Raw genomic sequence first — 20,482 nt, forward strand, 5'->3', positions numbered from 1 at the left:
AGCCTCGGATGTCTCATGGACGAATCTGATTGAGGCAATCTGGATTACAGTTCATGGCCGGATCTTCGGCGCCGGGTATCAGGCGTGGCCGGCCTCGATCGACAGCATCGCCGGGCTGACGCCCATCAATGCCAGAGCGCGATCGTATTTGTCGCCGAGCGCCTTGTCGAAGATCAGCTCTTCGCGCGCCGGGCAGGTCAGCCAGCCGTTCTGGGTGATCTCCGCCTCAAGCTGGCCGGGACCCCAGCCGGCATAACCCAGCATCATCGTCGCCCGGTGCGGCCCCTCCCCGCGCGAGATCGCACGGACGATGTCGAGCGTGGCGGTCAGGCAGATATCGTCGCTGACCGGAATGCTGGAATCGCTTAAATAATCGTCAGAGTGCAGCACGAAACCACGCCCGGTCTCGACCGGGCCGCCCGCCTGAATCTGGAAATCGCGGGTCATCGCCGGCAGACGGATTGCCTCGTCCTCGTCGAGGATTTCGAGGTGCATCAGCACATCGGGGAAGGTCAGCTGCTGCGGCCGGTTGAGGATGAAGCCCATGGCGCCGTCGTCCGAATGGGCGCAGATGAAGATGACGGTGCGGGCAAAATTCGTGTCAAACATCCCAGGCATGGCGATCAGGAACTGACCGTCAAGGAAACCGCGTTCCCGTTTCTTCTGTGCCATGGGTATCGCCATAATGCGGACAGCCTACCAATTCGTCGCGAAATGAAAAGCGCTTCAACGTCGCGACCGCCAAATAATGCACGTACCGCGTTTACCCTGTTCTGCTTGATCAAACATTTATGATCTCCGCGCCCAAAGGGGCGTCTGGAGCGTTGCCGGCAAAAGCGATATTGCTTTGGCCATGATCAAACGTCCCACATATCAGAACATGGTCCAGCGCATCGGCACGGCAAGCCTTCTCCTCGCATTTTTTCTGCCTGCCAGCGCCCAGGCGGCGACCAGCGAATGGATGACATCAACCGGCGGCATGATCCGCATTGTTGCCGCGCCATTGCAAAAGGATGGCACGATCCCGGCGACGCTCGAGGTCAAGCTGAACCCCGGCTGGAAGACCTATTGGCGCGAGCCCGGCGCTAGCGGCATTCCCCCGCAGATCACGCTTGATCCGGCCGAAGGAGTCGTTCTTGAAAAGATCGGCTTTCCCGTGCCCAAGACCTTCGACGACGGGGTGGTGCGCTATGTCGGCTACGACAAGTCAGTCGCCTTCCCCTTGACGCTGAAGCGCCTGCACGGCAAGGGAGACGTGAAGATCCGCGCCTCGGTGTTCCTCGGGATCTGCGAGGACATCTGCATCCCGGTGCAGGGCGAACTGAATCTGACGCTCAAGCATGACGACTTCGACAACCCGCTCGATGCCGCCCGCATCGACGGTGCAGTCGCCGCCCTGCCGGAACCGCCCTCCGAGGATTTCAAGGTGACAACCGCCGTTTATGACGAGCACAAGGCAGCGGTGCGCCTCTCGTTGAAGCTACCGCCGGACACCGGCAAGGAGCACCGCGAACTGTTTCTTGCCGGCGCCTCAGGCGTCTCCTTCGGCAAGCCGGCAATCACTCAGGCGGAAGGTGCGGAGCTAAAGGCCGAGATCCCCGTTCGGCTCTCCGGCAAGGATAAGACGCTGAAGGGAAAGCCGGTCATCCTCACCGTGCGCGCCGGCGGGCGCAGCATGGAAACGACCCTTGCCTTTGATTGATGCGCCTCTATAGTCTTGCCGGTTTCAGGCGGTTGGGTCCAAAAACAATCGCCGGAGACACCCGGACGCACAACTCAAGCCGCGACAACGCCCTGCCGGAACGCCGGTCTGGCCATGCGCGCAACGCAAGGAGAATGCCGTGACCATTGCCGTCGGAGACAAGCTGCCCGCTGCTACCTTCAAGGAAAAGACCGCCGATGGTCCGGTGGAAGTGACGACCGAACAGCTTTTCAAGGGCAAGCGCGTCGTGCTCTTTGCCGTGCCGGGCGCCTTTACCCCCACCTGCTCGCTCAACCATCTGCCCGGCTATCTCGAAAACCGTGACGCGATCCTGTCGCGCGGTATCGATGATATCGCCGTGGTTGCCGTCAACGACCTGCATGTCATGGGTGCCTGGGCGACATCGTCGGGCGGCATGGGCAAGATCCACTTTCTCTCGGACTGGAATGCCGCGTTCACCAAGGCACTCGGCATGGATATCGATCTGTCCGCCGGCACGCTCGGCGTCCGCTCCAAGCGTTATTCGATGCTTGTCGAAGACGGCGTGGTGAAGACGCTCAATCTTGAGGAAAGCCCGGGCCAGGCGACCGTATCGGGCGCCGCCGCGATGCTGGAGCAGCTCTAGGCTTAGACGTCACTGCGAATGAAAAACGGGCCATGCGGCCCGTTTTTCATTTTGCGAGAGGATCCGGACGGCGCCCCTTCTTGTAGGGCTCCATGCCCTTGCGGGCGAGTTCGTCGGCGCGCTCGTTTTCCGGATGGCCGGCATGGCCCTTAACCCAGTGCCAGGTGACTTTATGGCGGCGGTTGGCCTCGTCCAGCGCCTGCCAGAGTTCGCCGTTCTTCACCGGCTTCTTGTCCGCGGTCTTCCAGCCGTTTTTCTTCCAGCCGTGGATCCACTTGGAGATGCCGTCCATCACATATTTGCTGTCGGTATGCAGGTCGACCTCGCAGGCGTTCTTCAGCGCATCCAGCGCCGAGATCGCCGCCAGAAGCTCCATGCGGTTGTTGGTCGTTTCCGCCTCGCCCCCGCACATATCCTTTTCCACCTCGCCGTAGCGCAGCACCGCGCCCCAGCCGCCCGGCCCGGGGTTGCCCGAGCAGGCGCCGTCCGTAAAAATATCAACGTGTTTCATGCAGAGGTCTCTTCGATCCGGAGGCCGTATTCGGCGCTGGAAACGATCGCCCGGTGGAACCGGATCTTCGTCAAATATTCGAGCGGATCCTTCTTCACCACCAAGGCGCCGGCCGGCGTCATCAGCCAGTCGTAGAGGCGCGTCAGGAAGAAGCGCAGTGCCGAACCGCGGCAGAGCAGCGGCAGGGCTTCGACCTCATCCGCCGTCAGCTTGCGCACGCTCTCATAACCCGAAAGCAGCGCCATGCCCTTGGTGATATTGTAGGAGCCGTTCTTTTCGAAGCACCACGAGTTGAGGCAGACCGCCACATCGTAGGCGAGATAATCGTTGCAGGCGAAATAGAAGTCGATCAGGCCGGAAAGCTGGTCGCCGAGGAAGAAGACATTGTCGGGGAACAGATCGGCATGGATGACACCATCCGGCAGCGATTTCGGCCAATGGCTCTCGAGATGCGCAAGCTCGGCGGAAATCTCGTCCTTAAGGCCGGTCTGCACCTCGTCGGCGCGCGCCTCGGAATTGACCCATAGCGGCCGCCAACCGCCGACCGAAAGCGCATTGGTGCGCCTCAGGTCGAAGCCCTGGCTAGCGACATGCATCTCAGCCAACGCCCTGCCGACCTCGCGGCAATGCTTGGCCTCCGGCTTGCGAAGCCACATGCCTTCGAGGAACGAAATCATGGCGGCCGGACGGCCGGACAATTCGCCCAGCAGTTCGCCGTCGGAGCGCGGCAGGGGCAGCGGACAGGAAAGCCCGCGATCGGCCAGATGATGCATCAGCCCCAGGAAGAACGGCAGGTCACCTGCGTTCACCCGCTTCTCGTAGAGCGTGAGGATATAGGCGCCCTTTGTCGTGTGCAGCAGGAAGTTGGAGTTTTCGACCCCCTCGGCGATGCCCTTGTAGGACGTCAGCTGGCCGACGTCATAGGCCTCGAGAAAGGCGCTCAGGTCGTCTTCCGTGATATCGGTGTAAACTGCCACGGTCGTTCACTTTCAAATGCGGGCAAGATATGCGGGTTATTCGCCGTTGACGAAGGCCATGTCGGCGGCGGTCAGCGGCACGTGCCGGATCTCGCGGTTGACGAGGAAGTTCTCATTTTCCTCGACGGTGTCGGCAAGTTCAACGACGGCGTCGTAGCGCTCGCGGAACGCCTCGATGATCTCGTTGACGATGACCTCAGGCGCCGATGCGCCGGCAGACAGGCCGACGGTCGAGATTTCGCCGATCGAATCCCAGTCGATTTCCGCTGCCCGCTGCACGAGAACGGACTTTTTCGCGCCGGCTTTCAGCGCCACTTCGACCAGGCGCTTGGAGTTCGACGAGTTCGGCGCACCGACAACCAGGAACAGATCGCAGCCGGGTGCCGCCTGCTTGACCGCTTCCTGGCGGTTGGTGGTGGCATAGCAGATCGAGTCCGCAGCCGGCGCAGTCAGATTGGGGAAGCGCTCATGCAGCCGCTTGATGACCCCGGCAGTGTCGTCGACGGAGAGTGTGGTCTGGGTAACAAAACCGAGATTTTCCGGATCCGGCGGCATATAGACGTCCGCATCCTCGATCGTCTCGACGAGCGATACCGCGCCTTCCGGCAGTTGCCCCATGGTGCCGATGACTTCGGGGTGACCGGCATGGCCGATCAGCACCACGTGGCGGCCCAGCCGGTTGTGGCGCATCGCCTGCTTGTGCACCTTAGAGACCAGCGGACATGTGGCGTCGAGATAGAAGAGATTGCGTGTATCGGCATCCGCAGGCACCGATTTCGGCACGCCATGGGCGGAAAACACCACCGGCTGCTTGCGATGCTCCGGCGGGATCTCGTCGAGTTCCTCGACGAAAATGGCACCCTTGGCTTCCAGCCCTTCGACCACATAACGATTATGCACGATCTCGTGGCGAACATAGACCGGCGCGCCGAATTCCTTCAGCGCCAGGACGACGATCTGGATCGCCCGGTCGACGCCGGCGCAGAAACCGCGCGGCCCGCAAAGGCGAATGGTGATCGGGGATTTTGCCGCGGATGATGCCATGGATCAGGATGCCAGTAGAACGAAAACAAGGGCTGCAATCGCCGGGCCGCCCTGGATCAACAGGATGCGCGGCTTGACGGACCACGCGCCATATATAGCGGCAACGATCACGCACACAAGGAAGAACACCTTCAACTCGAAGGCAAATGACGCCTCCGGCTGCAGAAGAGACCAGAAAAGACCAGCCGCGAGAAAGCCGTTGTAAAGCCCCTGGTTGGCGGCGAGCACCCGGGTCGCTTCCGCCTGCTCCACCGTCATGCGGAACACCGAACGTCCCTCAGGCCTCGTCCACAGAAACATCTCCAGCACGAGAAAACCGAGATGCAACAGCGCCGTCAGCGCGATCAGGATCGTCGATATCAAACCCATTCCACATGTCCCCCAACTGCGTCGGTCAGGGATAGCACGGCGCTACAGCCTGTTTCCTTAAGTCCTATTCGATTTAAGGATAAAAACATGCAGCAAATCAAAGTGCTACAGCGACCTTTGCGATAATAAGACGCGCGGCGCTGTAGAGGCCCGCCTATGGCTTGCGCCGCATCAGAAAAACGCCGCTGACGACGACCAGGGCTCCGGCAAGACCGTACCAGGTCAGCGCGTATTGCAGATGGCTGTTCGGCAGGTCGAACTGGGTAACGCCGCCGATCGGAAGCCCACCCGGATTGGGCGTAGCATCGGCGTCGACGAAGAACGGTACGACCTTCTCGGCGGGAAGCCCGACCGAAGATGCCATCGTGTCGAGGTCCTTCCAGTAAAAGATATTCTTGGCGAGGTCATTGTCCGGGACCAGCGACGACGGCTTTTCGGCGAGCTTCGGCCTTGCGAGGCCATGGATGGCCACGGACGCCGGAAGCTCGCCCGCGAGACGGGTCGACGAATCCTTCAGTTCGAAGGGAACGAAACCGCGGTTGACGAACAAGGCACGGCCGTCCTCGATATTCAGCGGCGTAAAGACATAGTAGCCGGTGCGACCGTTGTAGGTCGCGAAGAAGTGCCGCTCCTTGCTGTGGTCGAAGGTGCCGGAAACATTGACGGTGCGATAATCGATATCGCCGCCTTCGGCTGAAATCTTTTCGACCTCGGCAAGCGTCACCGGCGGCGCCGACCGCCGTTCAGCGATCGCTTGAAGCAGGCCCTCTTTCCAGTGCAGCCGCTGCATCTGCCAGGTGCCGAGCGAAATGAGGATGGCGAAGACGATAGCGAGCACGGCGAATGCGCCGAGGCGCGCAACAAGGCTGCCCTTCTTCCTGGTCTCGATCTCAGCCACGGTCGATCTCGCCGGGCCGCGCGTTGTTGCGATACTGCAGGTTGATAAGGATGCCCTTCAGCATGCGCGTCAGGCCGAGGCTGAGCACGATCGCCAGCGGTATCCAGAGCAGGAAATGCAGCCAGAGCGGTGGATTGAGGTTTACCTCCATCCACAGTGCCGCACCGACGACGATGAAGCCGACAATCAGGATGACGAAGACGACAGGACCATCGCCGGAATCGGCGAAACGATAGTCGAGATCGCAGCTGGCGCAGGCGGGCTTTACCGTCAGGAACCCATCGAACAGCTTTCCCTGGCCGCATCGCGGGCAATGGCCTTTGATACCTGCCATGACCGGGTCGACCGGCGGATAGAGGGCTTTGTCGTCACTCACGGATTGATCTCGATCGGGGTGTTGTTGGGAACCAGGTCCCAGATTTCATCCATTTCGGCATTCGTAACCGCAATGCAGCCGTCCGTCCAATCGCACATCTGCGTCATAAACGCCAGCCAGCCGAAATAATTGCGCTGGCCGTGGATCATGATCATGCCACCGGGGTCGACGCCCTTAGCTGCCGCTGCCTTGATATCCTCGGGTCTCGGATAGGAGACGTGCATCGACAGGTGATAGCCGCTCTTGTCGTTGCGCCAATCGAGGACATAGAGGCCTTCCGGCGTTCGCCGGTCACCTTCGCGTTCCTTGTGACCGATGGGATTGCCGCCAAGAGCGACCGAATACTGGCGCAGCATCTCTCCACCCCGGTAGAGCTGCAGGATGCGCTTCTCCTTGTGCACCACCACGCGGTCGGCCGGATCGCCGGCAGAGGCTGAAAAGCATCCTGCCAGAAGCCAGGCCGTCGTCACCGCAGCCACGCGAATATTCATGTCGGCTCGCCCCATCGATTCCGCCGTAATGCAAACAAAAAATAAGGCGGCTGCATGGTCGCAGCCGCCTTATCGAGAAGAGCTTGCGCTCAAATCTTCTTACATGTGAGCGACCGGCGCGCCCCAACCACCCCAGATGTAGATGGAGAAGAAGAGGAACAGCCAGACGACGTCAACGAAGTGCCAGTACCAGGCCGCCGCTTCGAAGCCGAAGTGCTGCTTCGGCGTGAAGTCGCCACGCAGCGCGCGCAGCAGGCAGACGAGCAGGAAGATCGTACCAACGAGAACGTGGAAGCCGTGGAAGCCGGTCGCCATGAAGAAGGTCGCGCCGTAGATCGAGTCCTTGAAGGCGAACGGAGCGTGAGCGTATTCGTAGGCCTGGACGTAGGAAAACAGCACGCCGAGCACGACCGTCAGCGACAGGCCGTAGACGAGGCCCTTGCGGTCGTTGTGGAGCAGTGCGTGGTGCGCCCAGGTGACCGTCGTGCCGGAAAGCAGCAGGATGACGGTGTTGTAGAGCGGCAGATGCCAGGGGTCGAGAACCTCGATGCCCTTCGGCGGCCAGACACCACCGGTGAAGGCGGCGCGGGTTGCCTGAATGGCTTCGCCCGGGAACAGGCTGGCGTCGAAGTAGGCCCAGAACCAGGCGACGAAGAACATCACTTCCGAAGCGATGAACATGATCATGCCGTAGCGCAGGTGCAGCGAGACGACGCGGGTGTGGTGACCCTCGTGCGCTTCCTTCACCGTGTCCGACCACCAGCCGTACATGGTGTAGAGAACGACTGTGAGGCCGATGAAGAAGACCCACGGATTGGCAAGGTCAGCGCCGAACAGCTTGAAGGAGCCGCCCGAGAGATAGCGCATGTAGCCGACACCGCCGAACGCCATGACGAATGCGCCGATCGAGGCAAGCAACGGCCAGGGGCTCGGGTCGATGATGTGGTAGTCGTGATTCTTCTGATGTGCATCGGCCATGTCAGTAATCCCCGATAGGTCTTTCTCTTGTCGCCCTTTCGGCATAGCCGAAACGGGCCTCCAGTCAAAGTTTGTTCTCAGTTTCGCCCGTCTTCACCTGTGCGACCGGCTTCGACGGCTCGCGTGGGTAGAAGGTGTAGGAAAGTGTCAGTGTCTTGATGTCCTTGGTCTCTACCGCCTTGACCATGTCCGGATCGACGAAGAATACCACCGGCATCTCCATCTCCTCTCCCGGCTGCAGTGTTGTCTCGGTAAAGCAGAAGCATTGAACCTTGTTGAAATAGGCACCGGCCTGCATCGGCGTGACGTTGAACGTCGCCTGCCCGGTCGTCGGCTTCGACGAAAGGTTCTTGGCGCGGTACATCACCTGTACCGTCTCGCCGATCCGCACATCGATGTCGCGTTGAACCGGCCTGAACTCCCACGGCAGGCCGCCGGAGGTATTGGCGTCGAAGGTCACCTTGACCTTTTCGTCGAGAATGACATCCGATGCCTGCTCGACGCGCTGCGTCGTGCCGTTATAGCCGGTGACGCGGCAGAACATGTCATAGAGCGGCACGGCCGCATAGGCCATGCCGGTCATGCCGACGACGAAGGCAATGCAAGTACCGACGATAGCGCCGTTGGAGCGCTGCTTCTGCTGAGGGTCCTGAGAGGTCGTCATATCGCGCTTCCCTCAGTTGACCATGCCGTTGCCGAACTTGATCAGCGTGACGACGTAAAAGAGGACGACCAGGCCAGCCAGCACGATACCGAGCGCAATGTTGCGGCCGCGGCGGGACTTCTTCTGGGCTTCGTTCAGCTTGACGGTTTCCATCAGGCAACACTCCCGGCATTCAGCCAGATATTGACGATCAGGTGATCCGCCATCAGGGCGGAGAAGATCACGAACAGATACATGATCGAGAAGGCGAAAAGCTTCTTGGCGGGCAGCATGCGCTCATCCGCCTCAGGCATGCGCAGCACGCCGATCGAATACCAAACGAAGCCCAGGCCTAGTGCCGCTGCAACCGCGCCATACCCGATGCTCGCAAAACCGAGCAAGGTGGGACAGATGCCGATCAGGGCCGTCAGGACTGCATAGATGACGATCTGCTTCTTGGTGGTTGCCTGGCCGCAGACGTTGGGCAGCATCGGCACGCCGACGGCGCCGTAGTCGCCCATCTTGAACAGCGCCAGCGCCCAGAAATGCGCTGGCGTCCACAGGAAGGTGATGAGGAACAGGACGATGCTTTCCACCGATACGCCGCCGGTCACGCACGCCCAGCCGATCATCGGCGGGAAGGCACCGGCAGCACCGCCGATGACGATGTTCTGCGGCGTCGAGCGCTTGAGCCACATCGTATAGATGACGGCGTAGAAGAAGATGGTGAAGGCGAGCAACCCGGCTGCGAGCCAATTGACGGCGAGCCCGAGGATGATCACGGAAAAGGCGGAGAGCGTCAGGCCGAAGGCGAGGGCTTCCTCGGGCAGGATCTTGCCTGCAGGGATCGGGCGCTTGGCCGTGCGGGTCATGACCGCGTCGATGTCGGCGTCATACCACATATTGAGCGCGCCTGAGGCGCCGGCGCCAACAGCGATGCACAGGATGGCGATGAAACCAATGAAGGGATTGATATGTCCGGGTGCAAGCACGAGGCCTGCAAGCGCAGTGAACACAACGAGCGACATGACGCGGGGTTTCAGAAGCTCGAAATAATCGCGTGCAGAGGCCTCGGACAGGCGCGGTGCACCACCCCTGCCAACTGCTTCGTGATTGTCGATGACCGTCATGTCTCGTCCTTGATCGTCTTTTGCCCATACGGGCCGTCTTTTGCCGGTTCTCCGGCGGGGTGAAGCCGCCGGGATCGGCGGCTTCTGTTTCTTTCCCATCACTTGATGCGCGGGAGTTGTTCCCACTGGTGGAACGGCGGCGGCGAAGACAGCTGCCATTCCAGCGTGTTCGCACCCTCGCCCCACGGATTGTCGCCAGCGACGCGCTTCTTTGCGAAGGCTTCAGCGACACAGAAGAGGAAGATCAGCACGCCGACGGCTGCGATGTACGAGCCGTAGGACGACACCATGTTCCAGCCGGCATAGGCATCCGGATAGTCGATGTAGCGGCGCGGCATGCCGGCGAGACCCAGGAAGTGCTGCGGGAAGAAGATCAAGTTCACACCGATGAACATGACCCAGAAGTGCAGCTTGCCGAGGAACTCGGAGTACATGTAGCCGGTCATCTTCGGGAACCAGTAGTACCAGGCAGCGAAGATCGCGAACACGGCGCCGAGCGACAGAACGTAGTGGAAGTGAGCAACCACGTAGTAGGTGTCGTGCAGCGAACGGTCGAGACCGGCGTTGGCGAGCTGAACGCCCGTGACACCACCGACGGTGAACAGGAAGATGAAGCCGATCGCCCAGACCATCGGGGTCGTGAAGCGGATCGAACCACCCCACATCGTCGCGATCCACGAGAAGATCTTCACGCCGGTCGGAACAGCGATAACCATCGTCGCGAAGACGAAGTAACGCTGCGTGTCGAGCGACATGCCGACGGTGTACATGTGGTGCGCCCACACGATGAAGCCGACGGCGCCGATCGCGACCATGGCGTAGGCCATGCCGAGGTAGCCGAAGATCGGCTTACGCGAGAAGGTGGAAACGATGTGGCTGACGATGCCGAAGCCCGGCAGGATCAGGATGTACACTTCCGGGTGACCGAAGAACCAGAACAGGTGCTGGAACAGGATCGGGTCGCCGCCGCCTTCAGGCGCGAAGAAGGCCGTGCCGAAGTTGCGGTCGGTCAGCAGCATGGTGATGCCACCTGCCAGAACCGGCAGCGAGAGCAGAAGCAGGAAGGCGGTGATCAGAACCGACCAGGCAAACAGCGGCATCTTGTGCAGCGTCATGCCCGGAGCGCGCATGTTCAGGATCGTGGTGATGAAGTTGATCGCGCCGAGGATCGACGAGGCACCGGCGATGTGCAGGCCAAGGATCACAAGATCCATCGCCGGCCCGGGCATGCCTGATGTCGAGAATGGTGGATAGATCGTCCATCCGCCCCCCGCACCATAGGCGCCTGCCGGACCTTCGACGAACATCGAAAGCAGAACCAGCAGAAAGGCCGGAATGATCAGCCAGAAGGAGATGTTGTTCATGCGCGGGAACGCCATGTCCGGCGCGCCGATCATGATCGGAACCATCCAGTTGGCGAAGCCCCCGATCAGCGCCGGCATGACCATGAAGAAGATCATGATGAGCGCGTGCGCGGTCGTGAACACGTTGAACATGTGCTTGCCGCCGTCGATGGCAGCATCGCCCTCGAAGCCGTAAACCATCTGCGCCAGACCGTGGAAGATCTGGATGCCCGGTTCCTGCAGCTCGGCGCGCATGAACACCGACAGCGTGCCGCCGATGATGCCCGCGATGATCGCGAAGATCAGGTAGAGCGTGCCGATGTCCTTGTGGTTGGTTGACAGAAACCAGCGCTGAAAGAAGGTCAACGGCTTGTGCGCGTGGTCTGCGTGACCATGATCGGAGTGATCATGGCGTTGGTCGTGATGAGCGGCTGTTCCAGCCATGGGTCGAGCTCCCCTTCCGATTACTGTGCGGCGTTGGCAGCGACGTCAACGGCCTTGGCCGCGCCGTCGATGGACGCCATGAGCGCCTTGTTCGCATCGCCGATATTGGTTGCGGCGGCAGCGAGCCAGGCGTCGTATTTTTCCTGCGAAACAACGCGGATGGCGATCGGCATATAGGCGTGGTCCTTGCCGCAGAGCTCGGAACACTGGCCGTAATAGAGGCCTTCGCGGTCAGCCTTGAACCAGGTTTCGTTCAGGCGGCCGGGAACGGCATCGATCTTAACGCCGAAGGCAGGCATTGCGAAAGCGTGGATGACGTCGGCAGCCGTGACGAGCACACGAACGGTCTTGCCGACCGGAACGACGACTTCGTTGTCGACGGCGAGCAGACGCGGGTATTCGGCCTTGTCTTCCTTGCCGAGACCCGCACGATCTTCTTCCTTCATCAGCAGACTGTCGAAGGAGAGCGGGCTTTCGCCGACTTCATATTCATAGGACCAGTACCACTGGTTGCCCGTCGCCTTGACCGTCAGGTCCGGATTCTGCGGCGGCGTCAGCTGCGCGGTCAGAAGCTGGAAGGACGGGATCGCCAGGAATAGCAGGATGATGACCGGACCAACGGTCCAGACAACTTCGATAGCGGTGTTGTGGCTGGTCTTGGAGGGAACCGGGTTGACGCTCTCACGGAATTTGACCACCACGACAATCAGCAGCAGGAGGACAAAAAGAGTGATCGGAATGATGAACCACAGGGTATAGTGCTCAAACCACGTGATCTCTTCCATAATGCCCGTCGCAGCCGTCTGAAAGTTCGTCTGCCAATCGACAGGCTTGTCAGCGAAGGCGCTCGAAGCAAAAAGCAGACAGGCAAGCGCTGCCATAACTGCATAAGCCTTATTTTTCACAATATGTCTCCCCAATGCGCTTGATCAGGATCAAACCGGAACGCAGAATCCCTGCGATACTGCAGCGCTTCAAACCACAGTTTGCCCAACGCCGCAACATCTGTGCAATCAACCCCATGCGGCATTTTTGCACAAATGCGACTTTTCTCACAGGCACCCCTCGGAACCCCCAGCGAATCGACTTATATGTCCCGGTCTGCGCCACTGACGGCGCTATCACGCCACATCAGCGCGACAATGGCGCTCCGCGAGCCCAATTTCCGCCATATGGCGCTGGAATGTACCCCACAGGGCTTTTCATTTTCTCCCGCGCGCTTCAAGAATAGCCCTGATGATTCGACGTTTTGAGGTTTACATGGGCCTGCCCCTTTTCTCCCGACTGTCGGCTCTTGCCGCTCTCGGATTTGCCGTCCTCGCCCTTCCTACGGCGAGTGCTGCCCAACAACCCGCTGGCGCGCCCGGAACGGTCAAGTCCAACCATGGCGCATGGTCGATCGTCTGCGATCAGCCGGCAGGTGCGTCAACCGACCAATGCGCCCTGATGCAGAACGTCATCGCCGAGGACCGGCCGGAAGTCGGCCTCTCGGTCGTCGTGCTGAAGACCGCCGACCGCAAGGCGAAGATCCTGCGCGTTCTGGCGCCGCTCGGCGTGCTGTTGCCGAACGGCCTTGGCCTCAACGTCGACGGCAAGGATATCGGCCGCGCCTATTTCGTGCGCTGCTTCTCCGACGGCTGCTATGCCGAGGTCGTGCTCGAAGACGAACTGTTGAAGACCTTCCGTTCCGGCGCGACGGCAACCTTCATCGTCTTCCAGTCGCCGGAAGAAGGCATTGGCATTCCGGTCGACCTCAAAGGCTTCGGCGAAGGCTACGACGCCCTGCCGTGATGGCACTCGCCACAGACCGATTTTCAAAGCCGCGCCTCGTGCGCGGCTTTTTCGTTTCGAACACCAAGAACCGCGCAAAAAAAGCAAAAGCCCGGATGTTCGTCCGGGCTTGCGAGGTGTGCAGACGTGCAATCGCTCAGCGTCAGATGATGTCTGTCGCGGCGATCTTGATGCCGAAGCCTTCGAGGCCGACATAGTGGCGCTCGCGTGAGGCGATGAGCCGGATGGAGCTGATGCCGAGATCCTTCAGAATCTGTGCGCCGAGGCCGATCTCCAGCCACTCGCTTTCACGAGCCTGCGCCTCGTCATGGGCTTCGCGTTCATGCTTGCCCTTGCGGGCGGTCTGCGACACGCCGACGCCGACCGAGCCTTCGCGCAGATAGACGATGACGCCCCTGCCCTCTTCGGCCATGCGCTTCATGATCCGGTCGATCTGGCAGTCCTTGCCGAAAACGTCGGCACCGACATTTTCAAGGTGCAGGCGAACCGGAATGTCGACGCCGTCGCGGATGTCGCCGAAGACGACGGCGAGGTGTTGCATCGGATCCCAGGGGAGCGAGTAGGAATGTCCCTTGGCCATGCCGTAGGGTGTCTCGATGTCGAACGAACCGCCCTGCTCGATCAGCGTTTCCTTGCGCTGACGGTAGGCGATCAGGTCGGCGACGGAAACCTGCTTCAAACCGTGCTTTTCGGCAAACGCGCTGACCTGCGGGCCGCGCGTGACGGTACCGTCGTCATTGACCAGTTCGCAGATGACGCCGATCGGCGGCAGGCTTGCGAGCTTGCAGAGATCGACGGCCGCCTCCGTGTGGCCCGAGCGCATCAGAACGCCGCCTTCGCGGGCAACCAGCGGGAAGATGTGGCCCGGCCGCACAAAATCGGTCGGGCCGACATTGGGGTTGGCAAGGTTGCGCACCGTCAGCGTGCGATCGTCAGCGGAGATGCCGGTTGTCGTGCCGTGTTTGAAGTCGACCGAGACGGTAAAGGCGGTGGTGTGCGCCGAGTCGTTCTCTGCCACCATGGCATTGAGATTGAGGCGCTTTGCCTCTTCGCGCGGCATCGGCGTGCAGACGATGCCCGAGGTGTGGCGCACGATGAAGGCCATTTTCTCCGGCGTGCAATGGACCGCGGCGACGATCAGGTCGCCTTCGTTCTCACGGCCGCCATCGTCGGTGACGACGACAATCTCGCCGGCTTCGAAGGCACGGATGGCATCAACGACACGCTTCTGGTCATAGGACATCTTGTTCTTCCCGAATTACTTACAGCGGCGCGCCTGTCTAGGAGCGCAAGGGTCGCCGTAACACTTTGAGTTGCTGCATAATTTTGCCCTTAAATCGATCCCGATTTAAGGAGTTATGCAGTAAGCCGGCCGGTCTGGCCGCGGTCACGCAGGTAGTGATCCGCAATCGTGCAGGCAACCATTGCCTCGCCGATCGGCACGGCGCGGATGCCGACACAGGGGTCATGACGTCCCTTGGTGCGCACATCCACCTCGTTACCGTCACTGTCGATCGAACGACGCTCGGTGAGGATAGAAGAAGTCGGCTTGATCGCAAAGCGGGCGATGACCGGCTGGCCGGTCGAAATGCCGCCAAGGATGCCGCCGGCATTGTTGGACAGGAAGACCGGCTTGCCGTCTTCGCCGATGCGCATCTCGTCGGCATTTTCCTCGCCGGTAATTTCGGCGGCGCCAAAGCCGTTGCCGATCTCGACACCCTTGACGGCGTTGATCGACATCAGGTTTGCAGCGATGTCCTGGTCGAGCTTGGCGTAGATCGGCGCACCGATGCCGGCCGGCACGCCCTCGGCCACCACTTCGACGACGGCGCCGATGGACGAGCCGGACTTGCGGATGCCATCCAGATATGCCTCCCAGACGGGCACGATCGCCGGGTCCGGCGCAAAGAACGGATTGTTGTTGACCTCGGCCCAATCCCAGTTGGCGCGGTCGATCTTGTGCTTGCCGATCTGGACGAGTGCAGCGCGCACGACCAGCCCCGGCACCACCTTGCGGGCGATGCCGCCGGCAGCAACGCGCGCCGCCGTTTCGCGCGCCGACGAACGGCCGCCACCGCGGTAATCGCGAATACCGTATTTGACGTCGTAGGTGTAGTCGGCATGCCCCGGGCGATAACGCTTGGAGATCTCCGAATAATCCTTCGAACGCTGGTCGGTGTTTTCGATCAGCATCGAGATCGGTGTGCCGGTGGAAATCATCGTCTCACCGTCCTCATCCAGCATCACACCGGAGAGAACCTTGACGAGATCGTCCTCACGGCGCTGCGTGACGAAGCGTGACTGGCCGGGTTTGCGCTTGTCGAGCCAGGCCTGAAGTTCGCCGAGCGTGAAACGAATGCCGGGGGGGCAGCCGTCCACCACACAGCCAAGCGCCGGGCCGTGGCTTTCGCCCCAGGTGGTGACGCGGAAGAGGTGACCGAAGGTATTGTGCGACATAAGGCAACCGAACTCTGAGAAGCAACGGACGTACATGTTTCATGTACAGGCGCCCCTCTCTTAGTGCAAAGCCGGGACAGGGGGAAGTCTTTCCGACCACCGCTTAGGCACGTCGCGATCTTTCAGATCAACCCGTTGCGCTTCAGTTCTCTTGTTCCTGGGCGTGTCGCGCGAAACCGCGGCATATTTTTGCGGGACATATATCGGGAATTTGCAAGCGCCTCAGGAAGCGAGTCTCAACCCCCGATCTGTCGCAAATGCCAAGAAGTTCTCTGCGCTCAGCGGCTTCGAGAAGGCATAGCCCTGCAGCAGATCGCAGCCGAGAATGCCGAGCATCTCGGCATGTGCCATGGTCTCGACCCCTTCTGCCACCGTCTCGATGCCGAGCGAGCGAGCGATATCGATGATCGACCGGATCAACGCCTGTTCGGTGCGGGCGCCGAGAACCGGGACCACGAGCTGCCGGTCGATCTTCAACCGCTTCGGCTTGATCTTGAGCAGGCTGACGATAGACGTATGGCCCGTGCCGAAATCGTCGATCTCGATGTCGATACCGAGCTTCTTGATACCCTCGATATTGGCGGTGACGATGTCGTCGCTTTCATCGAGGAAGATCGACTCCACCAGCTCGAAGGAAATCTGCCCCGGCACGATGCTCAAGCCTTCGAGCGAGGCGAGTAGCCGCTCGTCCTGCAGGCGCTTGGCCGAGACATTGACGGAGATCTTCGGCACCCGCAGACCGGCAGCCGCCCATCGCATCTGGTCGGCCAGCGATTTCTCCAGGACGAGGCGGTCAAGCGCCGCGGTGACGTTCAGTTCATCGGCGATCGCCAGGAACTTGTCCGGCGTCAGAATGCCCTGGCGCGGATGGCGCCAGCGGATGAGCGCTTCCACACCGGAGAGTGCCAATGTCGAGGCGTCGAACTGCGGCTGGTACCAGGGCACGAACTCGTCGCGCTCGATGCCTTCGAGGATTTCATCGGCGACGCGCTTGGCGGTGACGACTTCAGCCTGGAGCATCTGGGTAAAGAACTGATAGCGGTTGCGGCCGTTTTCCTTCGCCCGGTAGAGCGCCATGTCGGCATTGACCAGCAGCTTGCGTGCGTCGGCATGCGCCTGGCGGGCCACGGCGACGCCGATGCTGACGCCGAAGCGACAGGGAAATCCGTTGTAATCGACGGGCTGGCGCATTTCCGCGATGATCCGATCGCAGAGCGCCGCAAGTTCGGCAGCGCCCGGCGCGCCGGTGACGACGACGACGAATTCGTCGCCCCCGATGCGCGCCACCATGTCACCCGGCGCCATGTTGGAACGCAGGATCTCCGACGCATGAACCAGCATCGCATCGCCGGCCGCATGGCCGAGCGTGTCGTTGATCTGCTTGAAACGGTCGAGGTCGATGTGAAGGATGGCAATGCTCTGGAGCGCATCGGTGTTCTGGCCGGTCAGACGCTCAAGCGCCTTGTCCAGCATCCGGCGATTGCCCAGGCCCGTCAGCGGATCGTGCAGCGAATTGTGCTCGATGCGGATGCGTGCCTGTTCGAGCTCGGCATTCTTGGCGTCGGCCATCGCCTTGGCGGCGCGCAATTGCTCGGTCATCACCACGTCGTCGGTCACATCAAGCGCGATGCCGACCAGTTTCCTGCGCCCCTCCGGCGAGACATGCAATTTGCCGACCGAACGAATGTGGCGGACAGCGCCCTCCGTCAGCACCACGCGGGCCTGGTGTACATAGGTTTCGCGCGCGCCGATCGCCGTGTTGACCGCCGATAGCGCGGATCCGCGATCGTCGGGATGCAGCGCGTTGAGCCATGTCGCTTCGTTCGTTGCGCCGTCGGTGTAGACCAACCCGTAGAGCTGGTGCATGCGCTCGTCCCAATAGGTGACGTTGCTGTCGAGATCCGCTTCCCACATGCCGCAGCGATAGCTGTCGAGCGCCAGATCGAGCCGACGCGACAGCTTTTCCAGATCCTGCTCGCGCTCGTAAAGCCCCATGAGGGCCTGCTCGAGCTCCAGGTTCTGCTGGTCAACCTGGGCCTTGGCAGCCCCAAGCCTTTCATTCTTGAGCACGTCATCGGTGACATCCCAGCTGATGCCGGTGATCTTGGACCGGCCATCAACCCCCTGATGGCCGGAGCCGACATTGCGGATATGGCGTATGCTGTCGTCGGCCAGCACGACCCGATACTGCGAGCGGTACTCCAGGCCCTCATCAAGGCTGCGGAAGAGCGCGTTGGCGGCGATACCGACATCATCGGGTGCACGGTCGAGCGCCATTCATCGTAGGTCGGCTCGTCATCATGGACCGTAAGCCCATGCAGATGGAACATGCGATCGTCCCAGGAGCGCTCCTGCGTGGCCTGGTCGATCTCCCATATGCCGATCTTGGAAGCTTCGAGCGCCAGGTTGAGACGATGCGAAAGCGTCATCACCTCGCCTTCGCGCGCCCGGAGCTTGGCGATGTTGCGCTGGCGCTCGTTGACCAGCCCGCCGGCCAGCAGAATAGGAATGACAACGACGGCGACCGCCGCCGCGATCGCCAAGCGCAGGTCCCTGCTGTTTTGGGGCAACTTTTCCCAGCCGCCGATCGGTGTCGCCGCCAACTCCCAGACACCACCAGGCAGAGTGAGCTGGCGTTTGGCCGGTGCCATTCGAAACACACTGTCGTCACCGAAGAAGGCATCCTGGATACGCTCCGGTTCCGACACGTCGCGGATTGCGAGATGCACGTCGACATGACGGTGGTCGCCGGTGAATTCCGGCGTTTCGACACCTTCCTCAAGCAGGCGGGCGGATCGGTAGAGAGCCCTTTCATCGAGGATTGCTTCAACGTAGCCCCATCGCTCCATGCGCCCCTGGATCTTGGCGAAGACCGGCAGGAAGAGTTCAAAGCCGTTGCGCCCGCTCGGCAAACGGATCGGCCCGATCATGACCGGTTTTACCGTGGACGATGCGCGCTCAACGGCGCGGCGAGTCGCCCCGAATTTGTTGAAGTCGGTGCCGACGAACCATTGCTGGCTTTCGCGCGGAAAGGCGATGCGAACAACGCCGCCCGGGGCCGCCGACGCACGCACCATTTGCGGATTCTGCAGCAGCAATTTGGTCGACATGATGGTGAAATCATCGGCGGTCATCTCGGGATGGACACCAATGCTGTTGGCGAAACCGTTGAGGGCCGCAATATTGGTATTGACCTCCGACTGGAGGCGATTGGCAATGAGGTTCAGTTCATTCTCGACGTCGATCCTGAGATCACTGCGGGCGTTTTCGCGGTTTTGGCGCTCATAGACATGGCCGCCGCTAAAGACGACGATGCCCGCGATGGCGGCCGGTATCAGCGACGGTTTCGCAAATCTGGCTGCCGCCCGAATGCGTTGGCGCAGAACGTCAACAATCTTCACTCTATTCCCCTCGATCCCCAACCGAAGGTAGCGATCGAGTCTTAAGATTGGCTTTCGTCACATTTCTTTGGAAAACCCTACAATTCATGGGGATACAGTGCTGATGCACCGCCGGCTCAGCCGGCGGAATGCTTGAAAACTGCACGTTTGGCGTTCAGTCTCCATCAACCGGCCGGGCATCCCCGAAATGGAGGGAAAGCCTGTCAAAAGCTACGGTGCAAGGCAATTTTTGCCACAATCGGGGATCAAAGGGTGATGACAAGAATAATCGCAGATACATTGAAAAGGGCAAGAAAGATGCGTTTTGTCATTGCCGCGCTCATGGCTACCGCCGGCTTGCTTGCGCCTTTGTCGGCCGTTGCCGAAAGTGCCGATGTAGAGGCCGTTATTACCGGGGTCGATACCGATCGCCTCAGCCTTCAGCTCGACGACGGCAAAAGCTATCAGGCGCCTGAAGAATTCAATTTTGAAGGTCTCACCGCCGGCGTCAAAGTTCTCGTGTTCTACACTGAGGTCGACGGCAAGCGCGTGATCAACGATCTGGAAATCGTTCAGTAAGACTATTTAAGAACCCAAGTCCCGCCCCTTGAGGGGCGGGTGTGCTGACCCGGCTTCGTCAGAGCTTTCCAGGAAAGGTGCGAAGCGGTTTTCCGTCAGGAAATGCGTGGAAACAAAAAGGTAGAGCATTTCTACCGGTCCGTTCAGGACGGAAGCCTCAGATCCAGCCGATGGAATTTCCGGCAATCCGCAACAGACGATCCTGCGGGATGGCAGCAGAAGCCGCCTCATCTTCGTCCATCTCACCAAAAAGCTTGAACAGCGCACGGATGACGCCGCCATGGCTGACGCAGACCGTCGGCTTGCTCACGTCCTTGAGCCATGCGGCAATCCGCCAGGACAGGATCTCGTAGCTTTCGGCATCATTGCCGGGCGGGATGAAATCCCATTTCACTTTGCGTCGCTCGGCGATGCGCTCCGGCACGGACCGTTTCAGCTCCGGTAGCGTAAAACCTTCCCAATCGCCGAAGGAGACTTCCTTCAGCCGGTCGTCGGTGCGGTAAGCGGTGGGATCAAGACCCATGGCCCGGCGAAGGCGCTCCATCGTTTCGCGGGTGCGACCGAGGGGGCTCGCGACGAAGTCGAACTGCGCGGCGTCGGCGCCGAGGATGGCACCAAGCGCAAGCCCGTTTCCGGTCGCCTGCTGGCGGCCGGTATCGTTGAGAGGGATGTCCTTCTGCCCCTGGAGGCGGCTTTCCGCATTCCAGTCCGTTTGTCCGTGACGGATCACATAGATCAGCACAA

Annotated in this window: 23 protein-coding genes and 1 pseudogene; 5 read left to right on the plus strand and 19 right to left on the minus strand. The window is 60.8% G+C overall.

Going from position 1 to position 20,482, the window contains the following annotated elements:
• Nucleotides 1-78 precede the first annotated feature (78 nt).
• Nucleotides 79-672 (minus strand): YqgE/AlgH family protein, encoded by a 594-nt coding sequence (locus IB264_RS06800; protein WP_371412230.1) that lies wholly within the window; start codon nt 670-672, stop codon nt 79-81.
• 181 nt (nt 673-853) lie between these two features.
• Between IB264_RS06800 and IB264_RS06805 the strand changes: the two genes are divergently transcribed.
• Nucleotides 854-1,702, plus strand: coding sequence for a protein-disulfide reductase DsbD domain-containing protein (locus tag IB264_RS06805; protein WP_025426185.1), 849 nt, complete (start codon nt 854-856; stop codon nt 1,700-1,702).
• 139 nt (nt 1,703-1,841) lie between these two features.
• A complete protein-coding gene (locus IB264_RS06810) occupies nt 1,842-2,327 on the plus strand; it encodes a peroxiredoxin (RefSeq protein WP_025426184.1) in 486 nt (161 codons plus the stop codon).
• Between the two features lie 46 nt (nt 2,328-2,373).
• On the opposite strand, the gene rnhA is transcribed toward IB264_RS06810, so the two are convergent.
• The 13 genes from rnhA to coxB form a co-directional block, all read right to left on the minus strand.
• A complete protein-coding gene (rnhA, locus tag IB264_RS06815; protein ID WP_025426183.1) occupies nt 2,374-2,838 on the minus strand; it encodes a ribonuclease HI in 465 nt (154 codons plus the stop codon).
• A complete protein-coding gene (locus IB264_RS06820) occupies nt 2,835-3,815 on the minus strand; it encodes a homoserine kinase (protein WP_025426182.1) in 981 nt (326 codons plus the stop codon). The genes rnhA and IB264_RS06820 overlap by 4 nt, the downstream gene beginning before the upstream one ends.
• Before the next feature lie 36 nt (nt 3,816-3,851).
• Nucleotides 3,852-4,859: a 4-hydroxy-3-methylbut-2-enyl diphosphate reductase gene (ispH, locus tag IB264_RS06825; protein ID WP_025426181.1), complete on the minus strand. Its 1,008-nt coding sequence runs from the start codon at nt 4,857-4,859 to the stop codon at nt 3,852-3,854.
• A 3-nt stretch (nt 4,860-4,862) separates the two neighbouring features.
• A complete protein-coding gene (locus IB264_RS06830; RefSeq protein ID WP_025426180.1) occupies nt 4,863-5,228 on the minus strand; it encodes a DUF1304 domain-containing protein in 366 nt (121 codons plus the stop codon).
• A gap of 154 nt (nt 5,229-5,382) precedes the next feature.
• Nucleotides 5,383-6,126 carry an SURF1 family protein gene (locus IB264_RS06835; protein ID WP_025426179.1) on the minus strand — a complete coding sequence of 248 codons (744 nt, stop codon included), beginning with the start codon at nt 6,124-6,126 and terminating at the stop codon, nt 5,383-5,385.
• Nucleotides 6,119-6,502 carry a DUF983 domain-containing protein gene (locus tag IB264_RS06840; protein WP_025426178.1) on the minus strand — a complete coding sequence of 128 codons (384 nt, stop codon included), beginning with the start codon at nt 6,500-6,502 and terminating at the stop codon, nt 6,119-6,121. Before IB264_RS06840 ends, IB264_RS06835 begins: the two co-directional genes overlap by 8 nt.
• On the minus strand, nt 6,499-6,993 hold the full coding sequence (locus IB264_RS06845; protein WP_025426177.1) for a murein L,D-transpeptidase family protein: 495 nt from the start codon (nt 6,991-6,993) through the stop codon (nt 6,499-6,501). The genes IB264_RS06840 and IB264_RS06845 overlap by 4 nt, the downstream gene beginning before the upstream one ends.
• A gap of 99 nt (nt 6,994-7,092) precedes the next feature.
• Nucleotides 7,093-7,971, minus strand: a complete 879-nt coding sequence (locus tag IB264_RS06850; protein ID WP_025426176.1) for a cytochrome c oxidase subunit 3 — start codon at nt 7,969-7,971, stop codon at nt 7,093-7,095.
• Between the two features lie 64 nt (nt 7,972-8,035).
• Complete coding sequence (locus IB264_RS06855) at nt 8,036-8,635, minus strand: cytochrome c oxidase assembly protein (RefSeq protein ID WP_025426175.1); 600 nt, start codon at nt 8,633-8,635, stop codon at nt 8,036-8,038.
• A 12-nt stretch (nt 8,636-8,647) separates the two neighbouring features.
• The gene (locus IB264_RS06860; protein ID WP_025426174.1) at nt 8,648-8,788 is read right to left on the minus strand and encodes a hypothetical protein; all 141 of its coding nucleotides are present in this window, start codon (nt 8,786-8,788) and stop codon (nt 8,648-8,650) included.
• Nucleotides 8,788-9,744 carry a heme o synthase gene (locus tag IB264_RS06865; RefSeq protein ID WP_025426173.1) on the minus strand — a complete coding sequence of 319 codons (957 nt, stop codon included), beginning with the start codon at nt 9,742-9,744 and terminating at the stop codon, nt 8,788-8,790. The genes IB264_RS06860 and IB264_RS06865 overlap by 1 nt, the downstream gene beginning before the upstream one ends.
• Nucleotides 9,745-9,842: 98 nt before the next feature.
• A complete protein-coding gene (ctaD, locus tag IB264_RS06870; protein ID WP_025426172.1) occupies nt 9,843-11,531 on the minus strand; it encodes a cytochrome c oxidase subunit I in 1,689 nt (562 codons plus the stop codon).
• A gap of 20 nt (nt 11,532-11,551) precedes the next feature.
• Nucleotides 11,552-12,436 (minus strand): cytochrome c oxidase subunit II, encoded by an 885-nt coding sequence (gene coxB / locus IB264_RS06875; protein WP_025426171.1) that lies wholly within the window; start codon nt 12,434-12,436, stop codon nt 11,552-11,554.
• Between the two features lie 355 nt (nt 12,437-12,791).
• Between coxB and IB264_RS06880 the strand changes: the two genes are divergently transcribed.
• Entirely contained in the window at nt 12,792-13,322 is a 531-nt protein-coding gene (locus IB264_RS06880; protein WP_025426170.1) for an invasion associated locus B family protein, read from the plus strand.
• Between the two features lie 142 nt (nt 13,323-13,464).
• On the opposite strand, the gene ribB is transcribed toward IB264_RS06880, so the two are convergent.
• From ribB to IB264_RS35560, 4 genes and pseudogenes are all read right to left on the minus strand, one after another.
• Entirely contained in the window at nt 13,465-14,565 is a 1,101-nt protein-coding gene (ribB, locus tag IB264_RS06885) for a 3,4-dihydroxy-2-butanone-4-phosphate synthase (protein ID WP_025426169.1), read from the minus strand.
• A 113-nt stretch (nt 14,566-14,678) separates the two neighbouring features.
• Nucleotides 14,679-15,779: a chorismate synthase gene (gene aroC / locus IB264_RS06890; RefSeq protein ID WP_025426168.1), complete on the minus strand. Its 1,101-nt coding sequence runs from the start codon at nt 15,777-15,779 to the stop codon at nt 14,679-14,681.
• A gap of 222 nt (nt 15,780-16,001) precedes the next feature.
• Nucleotides 16,002-18,056, minus strand: coding sequence for a bifunctional diguanylate cyclase/phosphodiesterase (locus IB264_RS06895; RefSeq protein WP_144239136.1), 2,055 nt, complete (start codon nt 18,054-18,056; stop codon nt 16,002-16,004).
• A gap of 482 nt (nt 18,057-18,538) precedes the next feature.
• A pseudogene (locus tag IB264_RS35560) lies at nt 18,539-18,913 on the minus strand (CHASE domain-containing protein); the annotation flags it as partial.
• Between the two features lie 6 nt (nt 18,914-18,919).
• Between IB264_RS35560 and IB264_RS35565 the strand changes: the two are divergent.
• Nucleotides 18,920-19,225, plus strand: a complete 306-nt coding sequence (locus tag IB264_RS35565) for a hypothetical protein (protein WP_375154957.1) — start codon at nt 18,920-18,922, stop codon at nt 19,223-19,225.
• 252 nt (nt 19,226-19,477) lie between these two features.
• The gene (locus IB264_RS06905) at nt 19,478-19,738 is read left to right on the plus strand and encodes a DUF1344 domain-containing protein (protein WP_025426167.1); all 261 of its coding nucleotides are present in this window, start codon (nt 19,478-19,480) and stop codon (nt 19,736-19,738) included.
• A gap of 157 nt (nt 19,739-19,895) precedes the next feature.
• On the opposite strand, the gene IB264_RS06910 is transcribed toward IB264_RS06905, so the two are convergent.
• The gene (locus IB264_RS06910) at nt 19,896-20,480 is read right to left on the minus strand and encodes a histidine phosphatase family protein (protein ID WP_025426166.1); all 585 of its coding nucleotides are present in this window, start codon (nt 20,478-20,480) and stop codon (nt 19,896-19,898) included.
• Nucleotides 20,481-20,482: the final 2 nt, after the last annotated feature.

The sequence above is a fragment of the Ensifer sp. ENS11 genome (assembly GCF_014851895.1).
Lineage (GTDB): Bacteria > Pseudomonadota > Alphaproteobacteria > Rhizobiales > Rhizobiaceae > Ensifer > Ensifer canadensis.

Coding starts and splice junctions, on each gene's coding strand:
- IB264_RS06800 (WP_371412230.1), bottom strand. CDS start 672: ATGGCACAGAAGAAACGGGAACGCGGTTTCCTTGACGGTCAGTTCCTG.
- IB264_RS06805 (WP_025426185.1), top strand. CDS start 854: ATGATCAAACGTCCCACATATCAGAACATGGTCCAGCGCATCGGCACG.
- rnhA (WP_025426183.1), bottom strand. CDS start 2,838: ATGAAACACGTTGATATTTTTACGGACGGCGCCTGCTCGGGCAACCCC.
- ispH (WP_025426181.1), bottom strand. CDS start 4,859: ATGGCATCATCCGCGGCAAAATCCCCGATCACCATTCGCCTTTGCGGG.
- IB264_RS06830 (WP_025426180.1), bottom strand. CDS start 5,228: ATGGGTTTGATATCGACGATCCTGATCGCGCTGACGGCGCTGTTGCAT.
- IB264_RS06845 (WP_025426177.1), bottom strand. CDS start 6,993: ATGAATATTCGCGTGGCTGCGGTGACGACGGCCTGGCTTCTGGCAGGA.
- IB264_RS06850 (WP_025426176.1), bottom strand. CDS start 7,971: ATGGCCGATGCACATCAGAAGAATCACGACTACCACATCATCGACCCG.
- IB264_RS06855 (WP_025426175.1), bottom strand. CDS start 8,635: ATGACGACCTCTCAGGACCCTCAGCAGAAGCAGCGCTCCAACGGCGCT.
- IB264_RS06860 (WP_025426174.1), bottom strand. CDS start 8,788: ATGGAAACCGTCAAGCTGAACGAAGCCCAGAAGAAGTCCCGCCGCGGC.
- IB264_RS06865 (WP_025426173.1), bottom strand. CDS start 9,744: ATGACGGTCATCGACAATCACGAAGCAGTTGGCAGGGGTGGTGCACCG.
- ctaD (WP_025426172.1), bottom strand. CDS start 11,531: ATGGCTGGAACAGCCGCTCATCACGACCAACGCCATGATCACTCCGAT.
- IB264_RS06880 (WP_025426170.1), top strand. CDS start 12,792: ATGGGCCTGCCCCTTTTCTCCCGACTGTCGGCTCTTGCCGCTCTCGGA.
- ribB (WP_025426169.1), bottom strand. CDS start 14,565: ATGTCCTATGACCAGAAGCGTGTCGTTGATGCCATCCGTGCCTTCGAA.
- aroC (WP_025426168.1), bottom strand. CDS start 15,779: ATGTCGCACAATACCTTCGGTCACCTCTTCCGCGTCACCACCTGGGGC.
- IB264_RS06895 (WP_144239136.1), bottom strand. CDS start 18,056: ATGGCGCTCGACCGTGCACCCGATGATGTCGGTATCGCCGCCAACGCG.
- IB264_RS35565 (WP_375154957.1), top strand. CDS start 18,920: ATGGACACCAATGCTGTTGGCGAAACCGTTGAGGGCCGCAATATTGGT.
- IB264_RS06905 (WP_025426167.1), top strand. CDS start 19,478: ATGCGTTTTGTCATTGCCGCGCTCATGGCTACCGCCGGCTTGCTTGCG.